The following is a 23,470-nucleotide window of genomic DNA, read 5'->3' on the forward strand; positions in this document are numbered from 1 at the left end:
TTTAGCGGGCTAAAGTACGCAAAACATGAACGGAGCGATCGCTAAGTTTCAGACAGCACGACGTTGTTCAGCAGCCGCCTAGGAGTGGGTCACGGTGAGCGAGTTGATCACGACCTCGCCGTGGCTGGACCCGGTGTCGGACTGCGGGTACACGCCGGCCTTGAAGTACGCGGTGTCCGACGCGATCTCCACCGAGGTCTGCAGCTGTCCGTTGTAGTAGGCCTCGATCTTGCCGTCGTGCGCCACGAACTTCGCCTCGAACTGCTCGCCGAGCTTGTAGGAGTCGGTGATCAGCTTGTGGTGCGAGTCGTCCTGGTTGGTCACGTACAGCTTGGTCCCCTCGAGCCGGAACACCATGAGATCGTCGCTGGTGCCGTGCACCTGGCCGGCGACGACGTGCGGCCGGTCGGCCGGCAGGTGCGTGATCGCCTGCTTGATCACCATCGTGTGCGTGCCCTCGCTGGTCGACCAGCTCGCCTTCTCCGAGCCCTTCATCTCGCGCAGCTCCGAGCGGGCGTACTTGGACCCGCCGGTGTGCGCGCCGTCGGTCGGTGCGCTGAACACCACCGCGTCGCGCGCGTCGTTGAGCCGGAAGTGCTCGCTGGTGTACTTGCCGAGTTCGGGCTGCTCGACCTCGTCGACCTTGCCGTCCTCGCCGGTCGGCAACTGCAGTTTCCAGTTGGTCAGGTCGAGCACGTCGGCCGGCACGTCTGCCGTGGCGCGCGGTGTGGACTGGGCCGCGTTGGCGGCCACTCCCGTCGCGGCCAGCAGTGCCGCGGCGAGCACACCTCCCACGATCACGCGCCTGCGTGACGTCACACCCATGTTGTCTCCTCCTGTCGGCGGCGCTGGCCGCCGACAGTGCCGCACGCCGGTCACGGCTTGGTCAAATCGCTGGTCAGGTGCCGATTCACGACGAGCGGGCCGTTCCCGGCAAGAGATCACCGGGCAGGCCGGGCGGCCGCGCCTGCTCCATTGCTGAGAAAACGCTCAGTAATCGCGTGAGTGCTCTGCAACATTTCGTGTAAAACGGACAGAGGTGCGTCGTTTCGCCCCTCGGGTGCCCCTGAGGGCGACCGTGTCGACGGCCGGATACTGTTGCGCTATCAGCGAAATCTTGCCGTCCACAGTGGAGTAGCACGATGTCGCGGCAATAGCCTGAGAACGCAGTGACCGGAGTCACCGTTTATTCGTTGGCTGGGATACTTGCGTGCGCGTTACTATTTGTCGTGACCACGAGTGACGATCTTGCCAAGCAGTTGGAAGCCTTCGTCGGCTACCTGCTGTGCTACGACCGGGTCGACAGGATGAACGTGGCCGCCGAACTGGACCTGTCGGTATCCCAGTTCAAGACGTTGTTCATATTGGCCAGGGAGCTCGAACCGATCCCGCAGAGAACCCTGGCGGAGAGTTTGGGGTTGTCCGACGCCGCGACGGGGCGCGCCGTGGACACCCTGGTCGGCCGGGGCATGGTGCATCGGCAGGCGGACCAGAGCGACCGGAGGGTGAAGCGAGTCAGTCTCGCCGAAGCCGGTCGTGCGGCGATCGAGGAACTGGAGCGCGACCAGCGCGCCAGGCTGAGGGATTTCGTCAGCAGCCTCGACAGCGCCGACGCGTCACGTTTGCACGAAGCGCTTCGTCCCATAGTTGCCCGCCCTGATCTGCGGGCACATTTGGAGGAAAGGACCTCATGACATCCACAGACGCTACGGGGGCCGCGGCCGGCACGGGGGTGCCTGACGACGACAAGCTCGACGCCGGCGTGCTCAAGGTCGCCGGTGTCGTCGTGCTCGGAATCGTGATGGCGATTCTGGACACGACGGTAGTGAACGTCGCCCTGACGAAACTGAACCAAGAGTTCAACACGTCGTTCGACACGATCCAGTGGGTCGTGACCGGCTACATGCTGGCGCTGGCCACGGTCATTCCGGTGACCGGCTGGGCGTCGGACCGGTTCGGCACCAAACGATTGTTCATCTCCGCGATCGCCGCGTTCCTGGTCGGCTCGATCCTGGCCGGATTCGCCTGGGACATCACCTCACTCGTGGTCTTCCGCGTGCTGCAGGGCTTCGGCGGCGGCATGCTGATGCCCGCCGGCATGACGATCATGACCAAGGCGGCCGGCCCGCACCGGGTCGGACGGGTCATGGCGGTACTCGGCGTGCCGATGCTGCTCGGCCCGATCGGCGGCCCGATCCTGGGTGGCTGGCTGGTCGACGACGTGAGCTGGCGCTGGATCTTCTACATCAACATCCCGCTGGGCATCGTCGCGATCATCGCGGCGCTGCGGGTGCTGCCGAAGGACGCGCCGGAGCCGAGCGAGAAGTTCGACTTCCCCGGCATGCTGATGCTGTCGCCGGGATTGGCGGCCTTGATCTACGGCGTGACGAAGATCCCCAGCACCGGAACGGTCACCGACATCGAGGTGTGGCTGCCCGCTCTTGCCGGCATCGCGTTGATCATCGGCTTCGTGCTGCGTGCCAGGAGCGCCGAACACCCGCTGATCGACCTGTCGCTGTTCAAGGACAGGACGTACTCGGTCGCGGTGCTGAGCATGATGTTCTTCTCCATCTCCTTCTTCGGCGCGATGCTGCTCTTCCCGCAGTACTTCCAGCTGATCAGGCAGGAGTCGGCGCTGGACACCGGTTTGTTGCTGATCCCGCAGGGGCTCGGCGCGATGGTCACCATGCCGATCGCCGGCAAGCTGACCGACAAGATCGGCGCCGGGAAGATCGTGTTGCCTGGCCTGGTGCTGATCCTGGCCGGCATGGCGTTCTTCACCCAGATCGAGGCGACCACGCCGTACTGGCAGATCCTCGGCGCGCTGTTCGTGCTCGGGCTCGGCATGGGCGCCACGATGATGCCGATCATGTCGGCGGCACTGGCGACACTGCGTCAACATCAGGTGGCGAAGGCGTCCACGTCGCTGAACGTCGTGCAGCAGACGTCCGGTGCGATCGGCTCGGCCATCATGTCGGTGATCCTCGCCGGCCTGCTGGCCAGCAAGTTCAACGTGCCGACCAACGCGGGGCAGTTCGTCGCGGACGCGGCGATCAAGAACCCGCAGATGCACGACGTGGCCGTCACGATGTCGGCGGACGCGTTCTCGTCGACGTTCGTGTGGGCGGTCGTGCTGATCGCGGTCTGCGTGATTCCGGCGCTGTTCCTGCCCAAGCACCCGCCGACGTCGCTGGACGCGCAGGACGAGGCGGGGGAGGCCGCGCCTCCGATTCTGGTGCACTGAGTCTGACCCGCACCCACCACAACGGGCCGCCCGCGACCAGTTCGGTCGCGGGCGGCCCTTTTCGTGTCCACAGTGGACGCCCTGCATCGTCCACTGTGGACGGCTTCAGGTGCCTGGCCGGCAGTGTTTCGCGGAGCCGGCGGCCTGCATCAGTTCGGGGGAGGCGAGGATCGGCGAGACCGGGTCGACGGCCTCGATGGACTTGTTCTGCGCGGCCACGTACGCGTCCAGCGCCTTGCCCTGCGCCGCTGTGCTCTTCGGCGCCGCGTCGAGCTGTCGCTTCGCGCCGACCAACTGGTCGCGGGCCGCGGTGTACTTGTCCACGAAGGACTTCTTGGCCGTCTCGGCGAGTGGCACCGGTGCCGGCGGTAGTGCGGCCAGGCTCGTCAGCGCCTTGTCCAGGATCGCCGTGTAGTCCGCGAGCTGCTTGCCGTTCACGCTGCTGGCGACGCCCTTGGCGGTGGCGTTGTTGTCCGTGACGAACGTGTTGACCGCACCGCAGAAGCCGTCCATCCAGAGCACCGCGGTCTCCCCGGACGGGACAGGCGCACTGGTCGGCGGTGGCACGGACGGCGCCGAGGTGGCCGACGGCGGCGGTGCCGGCGAGGACGCGGCGCCTCCGCTCGAACCGGAGTCGCACCCGGCGGCGGCCAGGCCGCACGCCGTCGCGAGAACGAGCAGTGATCTTCGGTGGATGCCCGACATGTGGCCCCTTCGGGTTGGCTGGTGACCCGAACACGCACCAACCCGTCAACCGGTTGCCACACCACGAATGGACACGCCTCGTCCCGCGGCCCCACACACGGGACGAGGCGTGGGCTCAGACCGGCAGGTCGCCGAGCGCACCCCACCGCCGCGACTGACTTCCGCCGTCGCCGCTGCGGATCAGGTGCCACATCGCGTCGGCCGGACGCCACACCGTCAGGTCCGACCTGCGGTCCCCGTCGAAGTCGCCGACGACCGGGAAGTCGCTTGACGCTCCCCATTGCCGATCGACCACACCGTGCACGTGCCAGGTTCCGGTACCCGGGCGCCACACGGCGATGTCGGCACGGCGGTCACCGTTGAAGTCACCAGGGACCGGAAGGTCACCGGCGGTGCCCCACTGGCGCGAGTAGCTGGTGCCGTTGCCGCTGTTGACGATGTACCAGGTGCCGTCGGACGGCTGCCAGATCGCCAGATCGGTCTTGCCGTCGTTGTCGTAGTCGGCGGCGACCGGAATGTCACCGGGCTGTCCCCACCACACCTCCATGAGGAACGACCCGTCGCTGCCGCGCAGCACGTACCACGTGCCGTTCGACGGGCGCCACAACGCGAAGTCCGCGACCCGATCGCCGTCGAAATCGCCGGAAACCGGGACGTCACCGGCTATGCCCCATTGCGTGCCGACCGTTCTGCCGTCGCTACTGCGCAGCACGTGCCACATTCCGTCGGACGGCCGCCACACGGCATGGTCGGCTTTCCGGTCGCCGTCGAAATCGCCGGGTACCGGAATGTCTCCGTTGCGTCCCCATCGCTGGCTCACGTGCGCGCCGTCGCTGCTGCGGATCACCCACCAGTTTCCGTCGACCGGGCGCCACACCGCGTGATCGGATTTGCCGTCGCCGTCGAAATCGGCGGCGATGCGCTGCGCCCGCTCAGCCGGATCGGTGCTCGTGCACGACCAGGAACTGTGCCCGACATGGACGCCCGACCGTCGGAATACGTCGACCACGTTCTTTCCGCGGGACACCGTGGTCAGGGCTAGTGGATCGTATTCGTTGTCGAGCTGTTCCCACGCGCCCCACCCGTTCTCGTAGGAAACGCGGCGCAGTCCCCTTCCTTCGCCGCTGGAGCCGCCGTTCGGGTTGTCGGTATAGGTGAAGACGTCGATGCGGCCGGGTCCCCAGGAGGAAGCCGAGATCGATCTGTAGTGGTGGTTGAGCTTGGGTCCGCCCACGTTCTGCCACGGGCGGACCTCCGTGCCGTCCACCCAGGTGTGTTCCAGTTGATAGCTCGGGAAAGCGGCCCTGCGGAACAGGTCGTATCGGCCCGGTCCCGAGGAAACGACCTCGACCGGCCCGGTGTTTCCGAGCGCCTGCCACTGGCCCCACGACGACCCGTCGAAGTTCAGCTGCCACAGCACGCCGTTGGCGCCGGCCGCGAACACCCGCATACGGCCGGGTGCGTCGGAAGCGGCCTCGATGTGTGATCCGTCCGGACCGCCGATCATGACCCAGCCCGACCAGTTCACGCCGTCCCACCATCTGTGCCAAACACCCTGTGTCGGATCTTTGACGAACGCGTCGAGCCAATTCTGCGACCGTGCCACGATCGCGGTCGCGTATCCGTTGTTGGGTGCCGGGCCGAACCTGTCCTCGTGCCAGGTCCGGCCGTCCCACCAGTAATGCAGCAACCCGATGTTCTGGTCGCCGGTGGCGAGAACGTCCATTCGCCCTGGCCCCCACGAGGTGGCGTTCATGCCGTACATCGCGTAATTGCCGATCGTTCGCGATTCCGAATGGCAACCTGCCTGATTCGGCACCTCGGCAGGTTTGACGGCCGCTCGCGCCGGTGCGGCGAGCGCGCTCGCGGCGACCACGCTCACGAGAATGCCGAGCAACGCGGTCAATGATCTGAATCTGCGCCTGAAAGACACCGCTACCCCTTTCCTCCGGGTTCCTGCCCCTGACGGGCCCGACCCTGGACCGGGCGTGTCTCATTTGCGTGGCACGCGCGTGTCACGGGCGGCTAGGCTCGCCCTGGTCGACCGCCGTGGACGTAGGGGGAGCAGTGATCGATTTCGACAAGGCGACGGTGTTCAAGCTGTCGCCGGCCGATCCGGACGGTGTGGGCAAGTCCGTTGCCCCGATTCTCATCGGCGGCGAGCAGGTCCTGTCCTGCTTCAAGGGTGTTCGCGATTTCGTCGTGTTCACCAACAAGCGGCTGATCGCGGTGAACGTGCAGGGAATGACCGGCCGCAAGCGGGATTTCACCTCGCTGCCGTATAGCAAGATCCAGGCGTTCTCCATCGAAACCGCTGGCACCTTCGATCTCGACGCCGAGCTGGAACTGTGGTTCAGCGGCCTCGGCAAGGTGCGGCTGGAATTCCGCGGCAGCTCCGACATCCGCCAGATCGGGCAGATGATCGCCACCTACGTGCTCTGAAACGTTTCGCCCTCTTTCCGCGATGTATCGGGCAATCCTTGGGGGAGGGAGTTCACGTGCTCGAAGCACGCGTGCTGGGACCGTCGCGGCTGCGGCATGGAGACGAGCCCATCACGTTGTCGCGCCAGTTGGAGCGCGCGCTGGCGATCAGGTTGGTGCTGGCCAGGGGCGCGGGCGTACCGAATGACCTGCTGGCGCGGGACCTGTGGGAGGGCGAGGTCGCCGACCCGGCACAGCGACTCCGCACGCTCGTCCACCGGCTGCGCGGCAACCTCGGCGACCACGCCGCGACGGTGCGCCGGACGCCCGCCGGGTACGCCATCGACGCTCGCCCGGTCGACCTGACCAACGCCGAGCAGGCACTGGCCGACCTGCACGCCGCCGGCCGCGCGGGTGACCGGCAGGCCGCGCGTGACGCCGCGGTGCGCGCGTTGGCCCAGTGGCGCGGCTCCGCGTTGACCGATCTGCGCGGGATCCCGTTCGCCGAGGCGGAAGGCGCGCGCATCGACACGATGCGGCTGGAACTGCGGATCCGCTGGATCGAGTGCGAGCAGGCGCTCGGCTCGACCGCGGCCGACGCCGAGCTGGAGCGGCTGGTGGCCGAGCACCCGTTGGACGAGCGGCTGGCCGGCCTGTCCGCGATCGCGCTCTACCGCGCCGGCCGGCAGGCCGACGCGCTGGACCGGCTGGCGCGCGTGCGTCAGGCGCTCGTGGCGGAGTTGGGCGTCGACCCGTCCTCGGCGACCTCCGAGCTTGAAGTCCGGCTGCTGCGCCAGGATCCGGGCCTCGACGCGCCCGCGCCGGCCGCCGTGTCGCTGCCCAGGACCTCGGGTGCGTTCGTCGGTCGGGACGGCGAGCGGGCCGAGCTTCTGGCCCTGCTGGCCGGGCCCGGTGTGGTCACCCTCGTCGGCGCGCCGGGGGTGGGCAAGACCCGGCTCGCGCGCGCGGTGGCCGCGAACGTGCGTACGTGCGGACGCACGGTCGCCTGGCTGGACCTCGCGCCGCTGCGTTCCGGCGAGGCGATCGGCTCGGCGCTGGCCGCCGCGGTCGGCGTGGAGGCCGGCCCGGCGGACCCGGTGCCGCGGTGCGCGGCGAAGCTCGCCGGCGGGATGCTCGTGGTCGACAATGCCGAGCATCTCGTCGACGCCGTCGCGCGGCTGGTGACTTCCTTGCACCGCACCGATTCCCGGCTGTCGGTGTTGGTCACCTCGCAGCGTCCGGTGCGGATCACCGGCGAGGTGTCGCGGAACGTCGACCCGCTGTCCGCCGACGCGGCGGCCGCGTTGTTCTGCAGCCACAGCGGTGCCGGGCGCAGCATCGAGGTGGACGCGATCTGCGCCGCGGTCGACCGGCTGCCCCTCGGCGTGGAGCTCGCCGCCGGCCTGACCCGAACGCTGTCGGTGTCCCAGCTCGCCCGCCGTATCGAGCATCGGCTGGCGCTGCTGGTCGGTGGTTCGCGGGACGCCGGTACCCGGCACACCAGCCTGCGCGCGGCGCTGGACTGGAGCCACGATCTGCTCGACGCGCGGGCGCGGGCGCTGTTGCGGCGGCTGTCGGTGTTCTGTGGCGGCGCGACACTGGAAGCGGTCGAGCGGGTCGCCGCGGGGGAGGGCGTCGCGCCGTCCGAGGTGCCGGCGCTGCTCACCGAGCTGGCCGACCGCAGCCTGGTGTCGGTCGACGTGCGAGCGGGCGGTCGGCGGTTCGGCCTGCTGGAGACCGTGTGCGACTACGCGCTCGATCAACTGCACGCCTCGGGCGAGGAAGCCGTTGTCCGGCAACGACATGCGGCCTGGTGCGTCGAGCTGGCCGCGCGCGACGCCGGCTACGGCGGCAGCGATCACGGCGGCGCGCTGCGCGAGTTGATCGCCGAGGAGACCAACCTGCGCGTGGGGCTGAACTGGTGCCTTGAGCACGAACCGCGCCAGGTGTTCGAGATCGTCGGGCCGACGTGGTGGTACTGGTGGAGCCGCGGCCTGATGCGCGACGCGCGGGCGTGGCTGCGGCGCTCCCTCGAGCTGGCCGATCCGGCGCCGTCCGTCGAGCGGGCGAAGGCGTTGCGCGCCGCCGCGTCGCTAACCCGCAACAGCGGCGACTTCGCCGAGGCGCGTGACCTCGGCGAGCAGGCGTTGCGGACCGCGGAGCTGGTCGACGATCACGTGGGCCGGACCACCGCACTGCTGGGCCTCGCGATCACGGCGCTGACGTTGAAGGACTTCGACGCCGCGCTGACCCTGGCCCGCGATTCCTGTGCTCTCGCCGACGCCGCGGAGAATCAGCGCGGTCAGGCGGCCGCGCTCAACGTGATGGGCGGCGCGCTGCGCTGTATGGGCCGCATGGCCGAGGCGGAGAAGAAGTTCATCGCCGCCGCTGATCGCTGGCAGGTCATCGATGATCGCCGCGGGCTGGCCGGAACCCTGGGCTGTCTCGGCATGCTGGCCCGCCACGCCGGCGAGCACGCCCGGTCACGGACCCTGTGTCTGGACGCCCTGCGCCACTATGTCGAGCTGGATCTCATCGAGGGCCAACTCGACATGATCGAGTCGATCGCCTGTCTCGAACTCGCCGCGTCCCGCCCGGCCACGGCACTGCGGATGCTCGTCGTCGCCGAGCGCCAGCGGGCCAGGATGGGCGCGCCGCTCACCATTCCCGACGAGATCGCCGACCGAGACAACGCCGCCGCCGAGGCCCGCGCGACACTCGGCCCGGACGCGGAAGCCGTCGTGGCCCAAGCCCACGACCTCCACCTCGCCCCGCTCGTGCACGACCTCCTCGCCTGACACCCCAACCCCGCGAGTCCCGCGCCCTGCACCGCCGAGTTCCGCGCCCTGCATCCGCGAGTTCCGCGCCCTGCACCCGCGAGTTCCGCGCTGTGCATCGGCGAGTTCCGCGCCCTGCACCCGAGTCCCGTAACGGTACGCACGTTCTGCTGGGTTATTGCGCTCCAGGTGCCCGACTTGCCCGATTCCTCCCGCTGGAGCGGCGCTCGGCGCGTACTTTAGCCCGCTAAAGTCCCCACCACGAGCGCCGTGAAACTCATCGCACGGCGGAGCCGCTGCCGCCGAACCGCTGTCGCAGATCGCGTTTGAGCAGCTTGCCGGAGGCGTTCTTCGGCAGCTCGTCCACCACGTGCACGGCCTTGGGAACCTTGTGCGGCGCAAGGGTTTTCGCCGCGAACGCGATCAGCTCGTCCGCCTCGACCGGCGCGCTCAGCACGACCACGGCGGTGATCGCCTCGATCCACCGCTCGTGCGGCAGCCCGACCACCGCGACCTCGGCCACCGACGGGTGGGCGTACAGCGCGTCCTCCACCTCGCGCGAGGCCACCAGCACGCCGCCGGTATTCACCACGTCCTTGATCCGGTCCACCACGAACAGGTAGCCCTGCTCGTCGGCGCGCACCAGATCGCCGGAATGGAACCAGCCGCCGGCGAACGCCTCCTCGGTCTCCTCGGGCTTGTCCCAGTAACCGGCGCAGAGCTGCGGCGACCGGTAGATCACCTCACCCAGCGAGCCCGGTGGCACGTCGTTCATCGCGGAGTCGACCACCCGGGTCTCCACGAACAGCACCGGACGGCCCACCGAATCCGGCCGCTCGTCGTGCTCCTCGGGCCGCAGCACCGTCGCGAGTGGACCGATCTCCGACTGGCCGAAGCAGTTGTAGAACCCGACATCGGGCAGCCGTTCGCGCAGCTTCTCCAGTACCGGCACCGGCATGATCGACGCGCCGTAGTACGCCTTGCGCAGGGTGCCGAGGTCGGCGGAAGTCAGCCCCGGGTGGTTCGCCACGCCCACCCACACCGTCGGCGGAAAGAACAGTGAGGTGACACCGTCGCGCGGGACGCGGGTGAACACGTCGTCCAGATCGGGCGCCTCCACCAGGTAGTTGGTCGCGCCAACGGCCAGGCTCGGCAGCAGGAACACGTGCATCTGCGCGGAGTGATACAGCGGCAGCGCGTGCAGCAACACGTCCTCGGCGGTGATGTCCAGCGCCGCGACGCAGGAGGCGTACTCGTGCACCAGCGCGCGATGGGTGAGCATCGCGCCCTTGGCCCGCGAAGTCGTGCCGGAGGTGTACAGCAACTGCACCAGGTCGTCGTCGGTCACGCCGACCTCGTCGTGCACCTGGCCGTCCGCGTCCAGCGCCCATGCCAGCACGTCGAGCCCGGAACCCTTGTCCCGTAACGTTCCTCGGTGCGCCGATGACGCCTCGACGTACTCGTCCAGCGCCGGGTCGACGAACACCGCCGACGGTGTGGACTGGCTGAGCAGATAGGCCAGCTCCTCGCCACGCGCGTTGAAGTTGACCGGCACGTGCACCAGTCCGGCCCGCGCGCAGCCGAGGTACAGCAGCAGGTACGCGTCGGAGTTCTTGCCGAACGCGGCCACCCGGTCGCCGTGCTCGAGCCCCAGTTCGAGCAGCCGTGCGGCGACCCGGCCCGCCGCGGTGTCCAACTCGGCGTAGGTCCAGCGGCGGTCGGCGAACACCAGCGCGAGCCGGTCCGGTACCCGGCGGGCGCTCCTGGTGAGCACGCCGCCGACGGTGCTCGGGTACCTCGGGACGGCCATGGCGACTCCTTGACGGGCTCGACATCGGGCGGTTCCGGATGCGAGTGTTGCATTGATCGGGCCGGGAGGAAGCATGGACACAGATGTCGACGTGCTGATCGTCGGAGCGGGCCTTTCCGGCGTCGGAGCCGCGTGTCACCTGCGGAAGTCGTTGCCGCACAAGACGTTCGCGATCCTGGAGGCGCGGGACGCGATCGGCGGCACCTGGGACCTGTTCCGCTATCCCGGCGTGCGGTCCGACTCGGACATGTTCACCCTCGGCTACCGGTTCAAGCCGTGGCAGGACGGCAAGTCGATCGCCGAGGGGCCGGCGATCCTGAGCTACGTGCGGGAGACCGCCCGCGAGTACGGCGTGGACTCGGCGATCCGGTTCAACCACAAGGTGATCGCGGCGGAGTGGTCGGGTGAGAAGGCGCGCTGGACGGTGCGTGTCGAGCGCACCGACACCGGCGAGACGGTGGAGCTGACCTGCTCGTTCCTGTTCTCCTGCGGCGGCTACTACCGCTACGACCAGGGGTACACGCCGGAGTTCGCCGGCATCGACGACTTCACCGGCCAGATCGTGCACCCGCAGCACTGGCCCGAGGACCTCGACTACACCGGCAAGCGCGTGGTGATCATCGGCAGTGGCGCCACCGCCGTGACGCTGGTGCCGGCCATGGCCACCGACGCCGAGCACGTGACCATGCTGCAGCGCTCGCCCAGCTACATCACCGCACTGCCGGGCCGCGACCCGATCGCCGCGGCGCTCGGCAAGGTGCTGCCGGACAAGGCGGTCTACGCGATCACGCGGTGGAAGAACGTGCTCGCGCAGGTCGGCCTCTACCAGCTCAGCCGGCGCCGCCCCGGCCTGGTGAAAGCCTTGCTGCGCAAGGGAGCCGAGCGCCTGCTGCCGCGCGGCTACGACATCGACAGGCACTTCACGCCCAGTTACGACCCGTGGGACCAGCGGCTGTGCCTGGTCCCGGACGGCGACCTGTTCAAGGCGATCCGCCACGGCGACGTCTCGGTGGTCACCGACACGATCGACACCTTCACACCGTCCGGCATCCGGCTCGCCTCCGGCCGCGAGCTGGACGCGGACGTGATCGTCACCGCGACCGGGTTGAACCTGCTGGCCTTCGGCGGGATCGACCTGACCGTGGACGGGCGCGCGGTGAAGCTGCCGGAAACGTTGGCGTACAAGGGAATGATGCTCTCCGGTGTGCCGAACTTCGGCTACGTCGTCGGGTACACCAACGCCTCGTGGACGCTCAGGGCCGACCTGGTGTGCGAGTACTTCTGCCAGCTGCTGGCGCACATGGACGCGGCCGGCGCCGAGGTGTGCGTGGCCGACCGCGAGCCGGGGATGGCCGAGCTGCCGCTGCTCGACCTGGCGTCCGGCTACGTGCGGCGATCCATGGACGAGTTCCCCAAACAGGGTGAACGGGTGCCGTGGAGGGTGCGCCAGAACTACCTTCGTGACGTGTTCGCCATGCGCCGGGGGCCGGTGGACGACGGCACCGTGCGGTTTCGGCGCGCCTACTCCTCGGACTTCTCCTCGATCAACTCGGCCAGCTCGCGCTCGTAGTCGCCCGCGGTGTCGCGGAAGAACTCGACGAGGTTGGCCAGCGGTTCGGAGTCCTGCCACGGCATCCAGATCACCGGGTGCCCGCCGTCGGTCACCGGGCCCTTGATCCAGATCGCGAACACGCTCGAGCTACCGGGGTCGAAGGTGATCGGGTACAGCTCCTCGCGCGGCGGCACGAAGTTGACCGCGGGCTTGTCCGGCAGCGACGAGTAGAACGCGTCGAAACCCTCGTCGATCGCGTCCCACTCCGGGCTGGCGCCGAGCTGATCGGTGCTGAGTAGGACGGAGTCGAACCAGAAGTCGGGCCACCCGTTGCCCAGCAGCAACAGTTCGCGGTGCTGCGGATCGAGCGCGTGGCCGAGGCGACTCTCGGCCTCGGCGATCTGCGCCTCGGTGGCCGGCGGGTGCGGGACGGTCACCGGGTAGTACTCCTCGAGCTCGGCCACGCGTTTGCGGAGGCGGATCATGTCGGCGATCAGGTCGGGCCACGAGGTCATGGTGTGACCCTATTGGTGTCACCCGACGCCGCGCGCCGTTTGGGGGTAGAACGAACAGGGGATGACGGGCGAACTTTCGGGAGGCGTGGATGTCTTCGGTGACGGCGGTGGCACAGCCGATGACGGCGGCGGATCGGGGACCGGCGGCGGTGACGCTGGCGCGGGCGTTCGCCGACGATCCGGTGATGACGTGGATCACGGGGCCGCGCACGCCCCGGTTCACCGAGCTGGCGCCCGGGATGTTCGCCGCGCAGGCGGCCGACAGCATGCGGGCGGGCGGAGCGTGGACGGTGACCGGCAACGGCTCCTCGGCGCTGTGGCTGCCGCCGGGCGTGCGCAACGACTCGCTGTTCTCCCTTGCGCGCAACCTGATTCCGGCCGTCAAGTTGTTCGGCCGGCGGATCACCGTGGGGTTGAAGGCACTGTCCGAGATGGAGCGAGCGCATCCGAAGGAGCCGCACTGGTACCTGCAGGTGCTCGGCACCGACCCTGATCACCAGGGCAAGGGGTTCGGCTCGGTGGTGATCACCCCGGTACTGGAGCGCTGCGACCGCGAAGGTGTGCCGGCGTACCTGGAGTCGTCCAACGAGCGCAACGTGCCGTTCTACGAGCGGCACGGGTTTCGGATCACCAAGCAGTTCCGGTTCACCGACGGCCCACAACTGTGGCCGATGTGGCGCGACCCCCGCTAGCTACGACGGGCTGAACGCGAATGGTATTCAGCGGGCTTAATCCCGCTTGTGTCCGCGGGGTTCAGCGAGCTCGTTCCTGAGGTAGGCCCGCGGCGGGGCGGCCGACGAATGTTCGTGCCGCCCAAAGCTTGACAAACGCTTGGGTGCCGTCTGCGTACTTTAGCCCGCTAAAGTCCCCCGGCCACGGAGAAAGCCCAGGTCAGGCATGATCGACACCGGGCGGAGAATATGAGGGTGGTACACGTAAGGCATGGGATGGCGGCACGGTCACTTTCATGGCTCGGACGACCTGTCTCCATCGCCTGATGCGACCAGGCTAACGCGAATGGTATTCAGCGGGCTCGATCCCGTAGTGCTAGCTCTCTGAGCGCTGCTCTCGCTTGCGGCGCTTGCCCTCGTGCATGGCGGCCACTCTGGCCACCGGGATCGTGTGGCCCTCGGCGATCAGGTCGGCCGGCAGCTCCTGTGGCTCGGGCATCGCGTCGGCCCACGGGTCGGAGTCACCGAGCAGCGCGGGCGCGGTCTTCACGGTGAAGTCGCGCGGCGTGACGTCGTCCAGCGCGTCCCAGCTCAGCGGGAACGACACCGGCGTGCCGGGGCGCACTCTCGGGCTGTACGCCGCGACCACGGTGGCACCGCCCGCGCGCGTGGAGTCCAGGAACACCTTGCCGCCACGATCCTCGCGGATGTACGCCGTGGTGGCGATCGCCGGATCGAGCTTCTCGGCGTGCACCGCGAGCGCGCGGGTCGCCGCGGCGACGTCCTCGATACCGTGTTCGCGCAGCGGCACGAAGATGTGCAAGCCCTTGGCGCCACTGGTCTTCACGGCTCCGGCGAGGCCCAGGTTCGCCAGCGCCTCGCGCACCAGCTTGGCCGCCGCGACGACGTGTCCGAACGCGTCCGCCTCGGGCGGGTCGAGGTCCAGCACGAGGTGCGTCGGGTGCTCGCCGGCCAGCAGCGGCGGGTGGTACTCGACCGCGCGCTGATTGCCGAACCACAGCAGCGTCCTGCGGTCGTCGCACAGCGCGTAGGACACCTGCCGGCGCGACGTCTCGGCCCACAGCGACACCGTGCGGATCCAGTCCGGGGTGTACTTCGGCACGTTCTTCTGCATGAACGGTTCCTGGCCGGGGCGCACCCTGAGTACCGAGAGCGGGCGGCCGGCGAGGCCCGGGATGATCCGCTCGGACATCGCGTCCAGGTAGTCGACGAGGTCGCGCTTGGTCGCGTCCGCGCCGTCGAATAACGGCTGGTCGAGGTTGGTCAGCTTGACCCCGTCGCGCTCCTCGTCGCTCACCGGATCACCTTCTCACACAACAAGGTCGCATAGCGTACTGTCGTGATCACGATGCGGCCCGGGAGCAGGGGGTTCGATGACTGGTGAGGTGCCTCGCCAGGTGCCGCCGGGCCCACGCGTGTTCGTGAACCGCGAATCCGAACTGACGCGGGTCGATCATCTTCTGGACGGCGCGCGCAATCAGACATCGACGATCGTCCTCGCCGGGCTGCCCGGTACCGGCAAGACCTCGTTGGCGCACAAGGCGGTCGAGGGGCGGCAGTGGTCCGGCGGCGAGTTGTTCGTGCGGTACGGCGACGGCGACATCGTCTCGGTCGCCGACGCGCTCGCCGCCAGCCTGCGCGCGCTCGGGGTGCACAACGACGCGATCCCCGCGTCACTCGCGGAGCGAACCGGGTTGTACCGCACGCGCACCGCCGGACGGCCGACACTCGTCGTGCTGGACGATGTGACCGACCCCGCGCAGGTGACGCCGCTGGTGCCGAGCGCGCCGGGCAGCGTCGTGTTGGTGACCAGTACCGGGCAGCTCGGCGAGCTTCGGCTGGACGGCGCCGAGGTGATCGACGTCCAGCCGCTGGACGAGTCGGATGCCGTGCGGCTGCTGCGCGAGCTGAGCGACGAGCGGGTCGACGCCGAGCCGGACGCCGCCGTGCGGCTGGTGCGCGAATGCGGCGGCCTGCCGGTGGCCGTGCGCCTCATGGCGGCGCGGCTGATCGCCCGGCGAAGCCTCACGATCGGGGAGCTGGTCACCGAAGTGGCCGACGAGCGCCGAGGTCTCGCGCCGTTCACCGGTCGCGGTCATGACGTGACGGCGCCGTTCACGGTGGCGTACCGGCAGCTCTCCGAGCCGGCGGCGCGGATGTACCGCCTTCTCGGTGTGGTCCCGTGCGTCGACGTGTCCGCGGAGATCGCGGCCCAGATCACGGACACCGACGGGGCGAAGGTGCTCGACGAGCTTGTCGTGGCGGGTCTCGTGCAGGACGACATGGGCGGCCGGTACCGGATGCACTCGCTGGTTCGCCGGCATGCCAAGGAGTCCGCGCTGTCCGACGAACCCGACGTCGAACGCGCCGACGCGGTGTTCCGAGTCGTGGACCATCTCTGTCAGACCGCGGCGCTGGCCGACCGGGCGGTGCTCGGGAAGGGCCGCTACCGGTGCACGTCCCATGATCGGCTTCCGACCGGCGAGGGCGATCCGTTCGACGGCGATGACGGGCGCGACGTCGCGCTGCGGTGGCTGGAGGCGGAGCGTGGCAACCTCGCGGCAGCCATCCGCGCGTGCCCGGAGCAGGGCTGGCCCAACGCGGCGTGGCAGCTCGCGGAGGCGGCCACCGCCCTCTACGTGACCAACCGCTACCTGGTCGACTGGATCGACACCAGCGAGATCGGCGCGAGGGCGGCGTCGGTCGCCGAGCGGCCGGACGCCGAGGCGCGGTTGCGCAGCTTCATGTCCCGCCCGCTGACCGAGCTGGGCGAGCTGCCTCGGGCGCGCGCCGAGCTGGACGCCGCGTTTTCCTTGACACGTAACGGAAACGACGCGCGCCTGCTCGCGTCGATCCACGAGATGGACGGTCGCTGGCACACCGCCGCCGGTGATCACGACGCCGCAGCGGCGGCGTTCGATCGGGCCATCGAGGTGTTCGGTGGCGAAGGTGACGCGCGCGGTGTCGCGTTCACCACGTACTTCCTCGGCTGCGCGCGGCAGCGTGCGGGTTCGCTGGACACGGCGCGCGACACGTTCGAACGCGCGCTTGATCCGATCCGCGCGCAGAACGAGCCTCGGATGCTCGGTCGCGCGTTGATCAGTCTCGCCGAGGTGCATGTTTCACTCGGTGACGAGACGCGAGCGCGGAGCTTGCTCGAGGAGGCGATATCGGTGCTCGTCGAGAGGCCGTTCCATCAGGCGCAGGCGTACGAGCGGTTGGCGGAGATCGCGGTCCGTGCGGGTGATCGGGTGCTGGCGCGGGAGTACCTGCGCTCGGCGAGGGATCGCTATCACGGGCTTGGCAGTGCGCGGGCCGATCAGGTCGAGCGTCGCCTGATCGAACTCAGCGAACTCTGACCTCGACGGGGATCCGTTGCGCCCCAACGGAAACTGTCAGCTCGTCCGGGCAGGCCGCCGACCCGATGCGGTGGTACGCGACGGAGCCGAGCACGGTGACGTCGGCCGTGCCCGTGATCGTCATCGCCTGCCCGTCGCGTGCGTGGGCCACACAGCCGCCGTCGATTCCGGCTACCGCCACCCGCGCGCCCGGGTAGGCGCTCAGTGCCTCGCGTGCCCAGGCGTCGGCGCGCTCGCCGTCGGTCCGGTGCGGCCGGCACAGCACGGCGGCTCGTTCGAACAGGCGCAGGTTCGTCTCCTCCTCGGTGACCACGAGATGGCCCGCACCGTCGGCTCGGCGCGCGGCGGCGGGGTAGCGGGTGAGTACGACGAGCGCCCCTTCCTCGCGGACGAACACCCGGTAGGAGTGCGGCCCGCCGAGTTCACCGACTGCGTCCGGCACGCGCGGCACCACCGGCTCGCCATCGGGCGGGACGAGGCCGAGCAGGCGGTAGATCTCGTCCCGCAGTCGCTGGACGGTGACTCCCCGGTGATCGAACACGCGATCGGTGATCCGGTGCAAGTCGTTGTGCGGCAAGGAAAGCGCCGTGTCGACCTGAGCCGGCACGGTGCCGTCGTCGACCAGCCTGCCGGCCCGGCCGGCGAGCTCGGCGACCGGCGTTCCCGGCACGGTCTCCTCGGCGGAGCCGGTCAGCAGTAGCGGTTTGCCCAGGGCCGCCGCGTACATGCTGAGCGAGCCGTGGTCGGCGATCACCAGATCCGCGGCGATCATCGCGGCGTGCCAGCCCGACTCGGGTGGCAACAGCACGAGTCCGGCGTCCACCGCGTCGGCGAACATGACCCGCACGGCGCGCGGGCCGTAGCGGGACCACACGTTGGGGTGCAGGGCAAAGCACACGAGGTGATCGTCGGCCGGCAACTCGGCGAGTAGTCGGGTGGGCAGCGTCCGCAGGGTGCCGATCGCCGATTCCCGGCCCCAGGTGGAGCTGACCAGGATGACTCGCCGTTCCCCCGCACACAACAGACGGCGGTACCGGTCACGCAGCGGCATGCTCAGCGCGAGCCGGTCGAGCGTCGGATCGCCGGTCACCACGGTATGCCCGGCGATCGCGGAGCTGGCCGCGCGGAGTTGGGCCTCTTGCTCCGGGTGCGCGAGCACGACGCGCACGCGCCCGGTGCGCAGAGCTTCCTCGGCGGGCAGGCCGGCGAGGCGGCGCGCGCCGTCCTCGGTCGGTACGTACTTGTTGAAGCCGACTCCATGCGGGAGTACCAGGATCGGGCCGGTTCCCGTTGTGGTGTCGACGTTCTCGCTGGCCGCGAGCGTCAGGTCGGCGTCGATCTCGCCGACCTCCGACCACGGCAGCACGGTGTCCACGCCCGACTGCCGGAGTAGTCGCTCGGCGCCGGCGTCGAATCGCGTTCCGTCCGGGTAGAGAGCGAAAACGAAACGCAGCCGTGGGTCGCCGCGAAGGAGATCGTGTGTTTCGAGCAGTCTGATCGTCGACGTCAGGGTGCGGCACGCGAGGACGATCGTGCGGCTGTCGGGAAAGGTGCTCCACTCGTCCGGACGGCTGCCACGCCGTTCAGGCATGGCACGGCCGCAGCGCGCTAGCTACCCGGCTCCCGGCTCCCGGCTCCCGGCTCCCGGCTCCCGGCTCCCGGCTCCCGGCTCCCGGCTCCCGGCTCCCGGCTCCCGGCTCCCGGCTCCCGGCTCCTCTGATCAATTATCTCACGCCGCGAACTCTCGGTCATGTTGATCAAGTGTGCGTAATCGCCACGAATTTCCAGGTCAGCGCGGCCCGCGGCGGCGAAACGCTCGACGGCTCGGGCCAGTTCCTCGACCGCGGCGCGGTGCTCGGGCGCGAGCCGCCGGTCGATCTTGTCGCCGTGGCCGGGCCGGCTGTCGGTTCTGATCCGCACGATGGTGTCGGCCAGTGTGCGCGCCGTGGTGAGCAGCGGGCCGACGGTGGCGGCGACCTTGCGGGGTCCGAGGAACGCGACCTTCTGGGCGAGATCGTCGACCTCGCGGTGCAGCGTGTGCGGATCGTCCTGGTCGGGCCACACGGGCAGGTTGCCGAGCCGGGTGGCCGCGCCGACGAGCGCCGGGTACGTGGCGGCCTTGTCGTCGCGCGACAGTCGCCGGCGCTCCGATCTGCGGTTGAGCAGGCCGAGGCTCAGGGTGGCGAGCGCGCCGACCAACGTGCCGGCCAGCGTGAACAGGCCAGCTCCCCACCACGGCGTCGTGTTCATGGTCTGTAGAACATAGTGACGTGCTCCCGGGGGTTCCGGTACCCGCGCCCGATGCGCCATGGTGTGTGGCGACTCGTTGGCGATTGACCAGTGGAGGCGACATGCGGGTAGGAATTCTTGCCGGGGCGGTGGCGCTGGTGGCGGCGATCGTGCCGACCGCGCACGCCGTGGCCCAGCCGGCGCCAGCCCAGCCGGCACGTGCGGCCGACGGACCCACGGCGGCGGAGCTGCTGGCGAAGACCCAGAACTGCAAGCCGATCTCGAACGGGAAGTACCGAACCGACGCCGACTCCAGCGCCACGATCGACGTGTGCGACGCGAACGGCGCGGTGTTCTGGCACTCCGACATGGACATCGACTGCGACGGGCAGCGCACCGACAAGTGCAACGAGAACACCGATCCGTCGTTCTATCCGGACACCGCGTTCCACCAGTCCGACGGCAAGCCGCTGGTCGCCGACACGCTTCCGTTCGTCGTGCTGCCCGGCAAGAGCGACATCTGGGACTACGCGGCGTCCGGGCTGAAGGGTTCCGGCTCGTGCGTGATCGTGTACGGCGACAAGGTGCTCTACGGCGTGGTCGGCGACATCGGGCCGAAGGAGATCATCGGCGAGGCGTCCTACGCTGCGGCGGCCGCGCTCGGCATCGACCCCGACCCGTCCACCGGCGGCACGGACAAGGGCGTCACCTACATCTGCTTCAAGAACTCGGGCGTCTCGCCGATCGAGGACCAGGAGAAGGCGAAGGCCGTCGGCGCCGAGCTGGCCACCAAGTTCGTGCAGGACAACGGAAAGCGCTAGTCGTCGTCCAGCGGACCGAGCAACCAGGAGCCGGTGCCCTCGGGATCCTCGTCGAAGTAGAAGTCGTGGATCGCCGTGAGCAGGTCCTCAGTGGTGACGAAGCCGTCGCCGTCCTCGTCGAGCCTGCGGTGGATCTCGCGCGCGTCGTCCTCGGGCAGGTTCATCAGCGCGCCGGTCCACCGCACATGCTCCTCGGCGTCCAGCCTGCCGTCGCCGTCGGTGTCACAGACGTCCATCAGCGCGTCGAGGAACGGGCGGTAGCCCTGGTCGAACGAGTCCTCGGTGACGAGCAGCCCGCCGGCGAAGGCGTGCTTGTACTCCTCGACGGTGATCGCGCCGTCGGCGTCCGCGTCGGCCGAGCGGGCCAGGTGGTCCCACAGGGCGAGGCTCAGCTCCAGCAGCCGCAGCCGTGCCGCCGAGTCCGGTGGGTGGTCGAACTCGTCGGCGACGGCGGCGGCGGAGCGTTCGAAGTCGGCGCGGTCGATGTCGCCGTCATCGTCGAAGTCGAAGGTGCGGAACCGTCTGGCCAGCTTCCGTTCGAGGAACGGGGAGATCTCCATGGCTCCAGCCTTGTCGACCGGCGGCGCCGCGCCTACCGCTGATCGCGTTACTCGGTTACCCCCGGATCGCCGAAGGCCAGTTTGCCGGCGTAGTACAGCGTCGCGTCCGGGGTGAACGGGTGGAACGCGCCGGCTCGCACGTCGCGGTAGGCGCGCTCCAGCCGGGCGCGGCGGAAGTAGCCCCGGCCGCCGAGGACGGCCATCGCGGAGTCCACCACGGTGATCGCGGTGTTGACCGCGTGCCGCTTGGCGATCATCACGGTGTTGAGCGTCGCGGGGCTGGCGGTGTAGCCGTCGCCGATCTCGTCCAGCGCGCCGAGCAACGCCCACCACGCGGTGCGCAGGTCGGCGTCCATGAGGCCGACCTGGCGGTGCACCCTGGCCGACGCGGACAGTGGGGCGGGGCCGCGGCTGCCCGTCGACGCGCCGGCGACAGCGGTGTCCCGCGCGCCGGCCGCGATGCCGTAGTAGGTCGCGGCGACGACGGGTGCGAAGTGGATCGCCGCGGCGGCCAGCGGTGCGCCGAACTCGCCGTACGGGCGGCGGCCGGCGATCTTGTCGGCCGGGACGTAGACGTCCTCGAGTACGACGTCGTGGCTCGCCGTGCCGCGCATGCCGAGCGTGTCCCAGGTTTCCACGATGCGCACGCCGCTCGCGGCCAGCGGGACGCTGAAGTGCAACACCTCGGCGTCGTCGCCGGGTTCGCCGAGCACGGCCGAGGTCGAGACGACGGTGGCGGCGGGTGACTGGCTGCAGAAGGCTTTGCGGCCGCTGATCCGGTAGCCCGTGCCGTCCGGCGTTGCGATCGTGGTGGGCCACAGCCAGTCCGATCCGCCACTCGTTGCGATCACGATGCCGTCATTCGCAATTTTGCGAAGCACCGCCTCCGCGTCCGGCGCACCGTTGCGATGGCGGAAGCACTGCACGAGCGTGAGGTACTGGTGCATGGCGACGGACAGGCCGGTGGCGCCGTCGTGCCGGGCGAGTTCGGCCTGCGCGTAGCAGACCTGGCGGATCGTGGCGCCGAGGCCGCCCATTTCGGTAGGGACGGCGAGGCGGAGGTAGCCGTGCTCGCGCATGGCGGCGTAGGCCTCGGTGACGAAGGTGGCGTCGCGGTCGTGCTCGTCGGCGTGTTCGGCGGCGACAGTGCCGATCGTGGTGGCCAGTCCGACGAAGCGCAGGTCGTCCTCACGCAGCGGAGCGGGGTGGGTGCCCGAGCCGGCTCGCACGGGTTCGGTGATGGTCATGGGTCTGCCTCTCGATTCGGAGTTGACCTGACGCTAGGAACCGCGAATGCCCCGGGGTAGTACAGCGACTGAACCGCCCGCGTAACGACGGACGTCACTCTGCGCGACTTGTCTACATGCGGACATACGCGCAGTACTGCCCGATCGTGCGTGCGGTCGAGATGCTCGGTGACCGGTGGACGCTGTTGATCGTGCGGGACATGCTCAACGGCGCGCGCCGGTTCAACGAGATCGCGCGCGGCCTGCCGGGCCTGTCCCGTGCATTGTTGTCGCGGCGGCTGCGGCAGTTGCAGCACGCCGGCCTCGTGGTGCACGCCGCCGACGGTTACCTCCTGACCCCACCGGGGGAGGACCTGCGCCCACTGGTGTTCGGCCTCGCCGACTGGGGCGCGCGGCACGCTTTCGGAAACCCGCGCGCCGAGGAGCTGGATCCCGAGGTGCTGATGTGGTGGCTGCACGGGCGGGTGGACACGACCGATGTGGTCAAGCGCGCGGTGATCCAGGTGGAGGTGTCCGACCGGCGCAGGGTGTACTGGCTGGTGCTGGAACCCCAGGACGTGTCGGTTTGTTATACGGATCCAGGGTTCGAGATCGACGCGGTGCTGCGGTCGGACATCGCCACGCTGTTCCGGATGTGGGAGGGCGAGATCGAGTTGCTCGACGCCGTGCGGGCTGGCTCGATCAGCCTGACCGGGGCGCGCTGGATCGTGCGCGGGCTGCCGGCCTGGCTGCGACTGAGCCCGGTGGCGCCCACCGTGCGTGCCGCCCGCGCGTCCGGCGCCTACTCCTGACGACGGCTCACCCCAACTCGGCGACCAGCTTCTTCGGCGCGATCGCCCGGTAGGAGTCCTCGACCCACTCGCACAGCAGATCCACCGGCGTATGCGCGCCGAACGGCACATACACCCAGCCGTACTGCCCCAAAGCGCCCATCCGCGCCGCCCTGGGCAGCGACAACGCGTGGGCGTGCGCGTCCGGATCGGCCAGCTTCACGTTGTAAGCGACCGGATCGTCCCCGTCGTCCGCGTTGAGGTACACGAACATCTTCTTGCGCACCTTGACGATCGTGCCGCCCCACCCCGGCTCCCCGTACGCCTCTGGGAACCGAAGCGCGAACTCGAGCACCTCGGCGTGAATGTCCTGCGCCAGCACGCCCCGAGTCTACGAGGCAGTGCCGACACTCCCAGCCACGTGCATGGTGTTGCGGATGGGTTTGCGCTGCGGATCGATCCATGCGGGCGGGATGTAGTAGGGGATCCCGTCTTGCATGATGATTTCCCAGTCTTGTTGGTGGATGATCGTGTGGTGGTATCGGCAGAGCAAGGTCATGAGTTCTGCCGAGGTTATTCCACCGTCGATCCAGTGGATGATGTGGTGTGCGTCTGTCCATTCTGGTCAATACCACTAAGTTAAGCTTTGTTGGTTCCATGGAATGTTGAACACGCCGCGTTAAATTGACTGGTATGGGTGGTCTGGTTAGTATCATTCTGGGGTGTCTGGTTCTAGCTCTGGTGGCGCGGTCCGGTTGACTGACAAGA

At 69.1% G+C, this 23,470-nt stretch carries 21 protein-coding genes; 9 read left to right on the top strand and 12 right to left on the bottom strand.

The genetic code is table 11. The features are described 5' to 3' along the window. Positions 1-78: 78 nt before the first annotated feature. The gene (locus tag EV193_RS21930) at positions 79-825 is read right to left on the bottom strand and encodes a polysaccharide lyase family 7 protein (RefSeq protein ID WP_130346064.1); all 747 of its coding nucleotides are present in this window, start codon (positions 823-825) and stop codon (positions 79-81) included. Between the two features lie 404 nt (positions 826-1,229). On the opposite strand from EV193_RS21930, the gene EV193_RS21935 reads away from it, so the two are divergent. Both EV193_RS21935 and EV193_RS21940 read left to right on the top strand, forming a co-directional pair. Further along, positions 1,230-1,694 (top strand): MarR family winged helix-turn-helix transcriptional regulator, encoded by a 465-nt coding sequence (locus tag EV193_RS21935; RefSeq protein WP_130346065.1) that lies wholly within the window; start codon positions 1,230-1,232, stop codon positions 1,692-1,694. Then, positions 1,691-3,244: a DHA2 family efflux MFS transporter permease subunit gene (locus tag EV193_RS21940; RefSeq protein WP_130346066.1), complete on the top strand. Its 1,554-nt coding sequence runs from the start codon at positions 1,691-1,693 to the stop codon at positions 3,242-3,244. Before EV193_RS21935 ends, EV193_RS21940 begins: the two co-directional genes overlap by 4 nt. 105 nt (positions 3,245-3,349) lie before the next feature. On the opposite strand, the gene EV193_RS21945 is transcribed toward EV193_RS21940, so the two are convergent. Then, on the bottom strand, positions 3,350-3,949 hold the full coding sequence (locus tag EV193_RS21945) for a hypothetical protein (protein ID WP_130346067.1): 600 nt from the start codon (positions 3,947-3,949) through the stop codon (positions 3,350-3,352). 115 nt (positions 3,950-4,064) lie between these two features. After that, on the bottom strand, positions 4,065-5,855 hold the full coding sequence (locus EV193_RS21950; protein ID WP_130346068.1) for an FG-GAP-like repeat-containing protein: 1,791 nt from the start codon (positions 5,853-5,855) through the stop codon (positions 4,065-4,067). Positions 5,856-6,016: 161 nt separating this feature from the next. On the opposite strand from EV193_RS21950, the gene EV193_RS21955 reads away from it, so the two are divergent. Both EV193_RS21955 and EV193_RS21960 read left to right on the top strand, forming a co-directional pair. Continuing rightward, positions 6,017-6,391: a PH domain-containing protein gene (locus EV193_RS21955; RefSeq protein ID WP_130346069.1), complete on the top strand. Its 375-nt coding sequence runs from the start codon at positions 6,017-6,019 to the stop codon at positions 6,389-6,391. Positions 6,392-6,447: 56 nt separating this feature from the next. Continuing rightward, on the top strand, positions 6,448-9,168 hold the full coding sequence (locus tag EV193_RS21960) for an ATP-binding protein (protein ID WP_165401457.1): 2,721 nt from the start codon (positions 6,448-6,450) through the stop codon (positions 9,166-9,168). A gap of 256 nt (positions 9,169-9,424) precedes the next feature. On the opposite strand, the gene EV193_RS21965 is transcribed toward EV193_RS21960, so the two are convergent. Continuing rightward, positions 9,425-10,957, bottom strand: a complete 1,533-nt coding sequence (locus tag EV193_RS21965) for a fatty acyl-CoA synthetase (protein ID WP_130346071.1) — start codon at positions 10,955-10,957, stop codon at positions 9,425-9,427. 73 nt (positions 10,958-11,030) lie between these two features. On the opposite strand from EV193_RS21965, the gene EV193_RS21970 reads away from it, so the two are divergent. After that, the gene (locus tag EV193_RS21970; RefSeq protein ID WP_130346072.1) at positions 11,031-12,527 is read left to right on the top strand and encodes a flavin-containing monooxygenase; all 1,497 of its coding nucleotides are present in this window, start codon (positions 11,031-11,033) and stop codon (positions 12,525-12,527) included. Here EV193_RS21970 and EV193_RS21975 read toward each other — a convergent pair. Then, positions 12,479-13,024 (bottom strand): SMI1/KNR4 family protein, encoded by a 546-nt coding sequence (locus tag EV193_RS21975; protein ID WP_130346073.1) that lies wholly within the window; start codon positions 13,022-13,024, stop codon positions 12,479-12,481. The two genes, EV193_RS21970 and EV193_RS21975, sit on opposite strands and share 49 nt — an antisense overlap. 89 nt (positions 13,025-13,113) lie before the next feature. On the opposite strand from EV193_RS21975, the gene EV193_RS21980 reads away from it, so the two are divergent. Next, entirely contained in the window at positions 13,114-13,716 is a 603-nt protein-coding gene (locus tag EV193_RS21980; protein WP_130346074.1) for a GNAT family N-acetyltransferase, read from the top strand. Positions 13,717-14,071: 355 nt separating this feature from the next. Here EV193_RS21980 and EV193_RS21985 read toward each other — a convergent pair whose 3' ends face one another. Then, on the bottom strand, positions 14,072-15,013 hold the full coding sequence (locus EV193_RS21985; RefSeq protein ID WP_130346075.1) for a DNA polymerase domain-containing protein: 942 nt from the start codon (positions 15,011-15,013) through the stop codon (positions 14,072-14,074). Positions 15,014-15,089: 76 nt separating this feature from the next. Between EV193_RS21985 and EV193_RS21990 the strand changes: the two genes are divergently transcribed. Beyond that, on the top strand, positions 15,090-17,075 hold the full coding sequence (locus tag EV193_RS21990) for an NB-ARC domain-containing protein (RefSeq protein WP_130346076.1): 1,986 nt from the start codon (positions 15,090-15,092) through the stop codon (positions 17,073-17,075). Here EV193_RS21990 and EV193_RS21995 read toward each other — a convergent pair. Further along, positions 17,062-18,666 (bottom strand): UDP-N-acetyl glucosamine 2-epimerase, encoded by a 1,605-nt coding sequence (locus EV193_RS21995; protein WP_130346077.1) that lies wholly within the window; start codon positions 18,664-18,666, stop codon positions 17,062-17,064. The genes EV193_RS21990 and EV193_RS21995 overlap by 14 nt on opposite strands. Before the next feature lie 17 nt (positions 18,667-18,683). Next, positions 18,684-19,325: a hypothetical protein gene (locus EV193_RS22000; RefSeq protein WP_130346078.1), complete on the bottom strand. Its 642-nt coding sequence runs from the start codon at positions 19,323-19,325 to the stop codon at positions 18,684-18,686. 101 nt (positions 19,326-19,426) lie between these two features. Between EV193_RS22000 and EV193_RS22005 the strand changes: the two genes are divergently transcribed. Then, positions 19,427-20,125, top strand: coding sequence for a glycoside hydrolase family 75 protein (locus EV193_RS22005; RefSeq protein WP_130346079.1), 699 nt, complete (start codon positions 19,427-19,429; stop codon positions 20,123-20,125). On the opposite strand, the gene EV193_RS22010 is transcribed toward EV193_RS22005, so the two are convergent. Together EV193_RS22010 and EV193_RS22015 are read right to left on the bottom strand one after the other, a co-directional pair. Further along, the gene (locus tag EV193_RS22010; RefSeq protein ID WP_130346080.1) at positions 20,122-20,685 is read right to left on the bottom strand and encodes an EF-hand domain-containing protein; all 564 of its coding nucleotides are present in this window, start codon (positions 20,683-20,685) and stop codon (positions 20,122-20,124) included. The two genes, EV193_RS22005 and EV193_RS22010, sit on opposite strands and share 4 nt — an antisense overlap. Positions 20,686-20,732: 47 nt before the next feature. Beyond that, a complete protein-coding gene (locus tag EV193_RS22015) occupies positions 20,733-21,932 on the bottom strand; it encodes an acyl-CoA dehydrogenase family protein (protein WP_130346081.1) in 1,200 nt (399 codons plus the stop codon). Between the two features lie 116 nt (positions 21,933-22,048). On the opposite strand from EV193_RS22015, the gene EV193_RS22020 reads away from it, so the two are divergent. Continuing rightward, complete coding sequence (locus tag EV193_RS22020; RefSeq protein ID WP_130346082.1) at positions 22,049-22,723, top strand: winged helix-turn-helix transcriptional regulator; 675 nt, start codon at positions 22,049-22,051, stop codon at positions 22,721-22,723. 7 nt (positions 22,724-22,730) lie between these two features. Here EV193_RS22020 and EV193_RS22025 read toward each other — a convergent pair whose 3' ends face one another. Beyond that, positions 22,731-23,084, bottom strand: a complete 354-nt coding sequence (locus tag EV193_RS22025; RefSeq protein WP_207222739.1) for an MmcQ/YjbR family DNA-binding protein — start codon at positions 23,082-23,084, stop codon at positions 22,731-22,733. Between the two features lie 9 nt (positions 23,085-23,093). Then, positions 23,094-23,261 (bottom strand): hypothetical protein, encoded by a 168-nt coding sequence (locus tag EV193_RS33455; RefSeq protein ID WP_165401458.1) that lies wholly within the window; start codon positions 23,259-23,261, stop codon positions 23,094-23,096. Positions 23,262-23,470: the final 209 nt, after the last annotated feature.

It is taken from the genome of Herbihabitans rhizosphaerae (assembly GCF_004216555.1).
GTDB lineage: Bacteria > Actinomycetota > Actinomycetes > Mycobacteriales > Pseudonocardiaceae > Herbihabitans > Herbihabitans rhizosphaerae.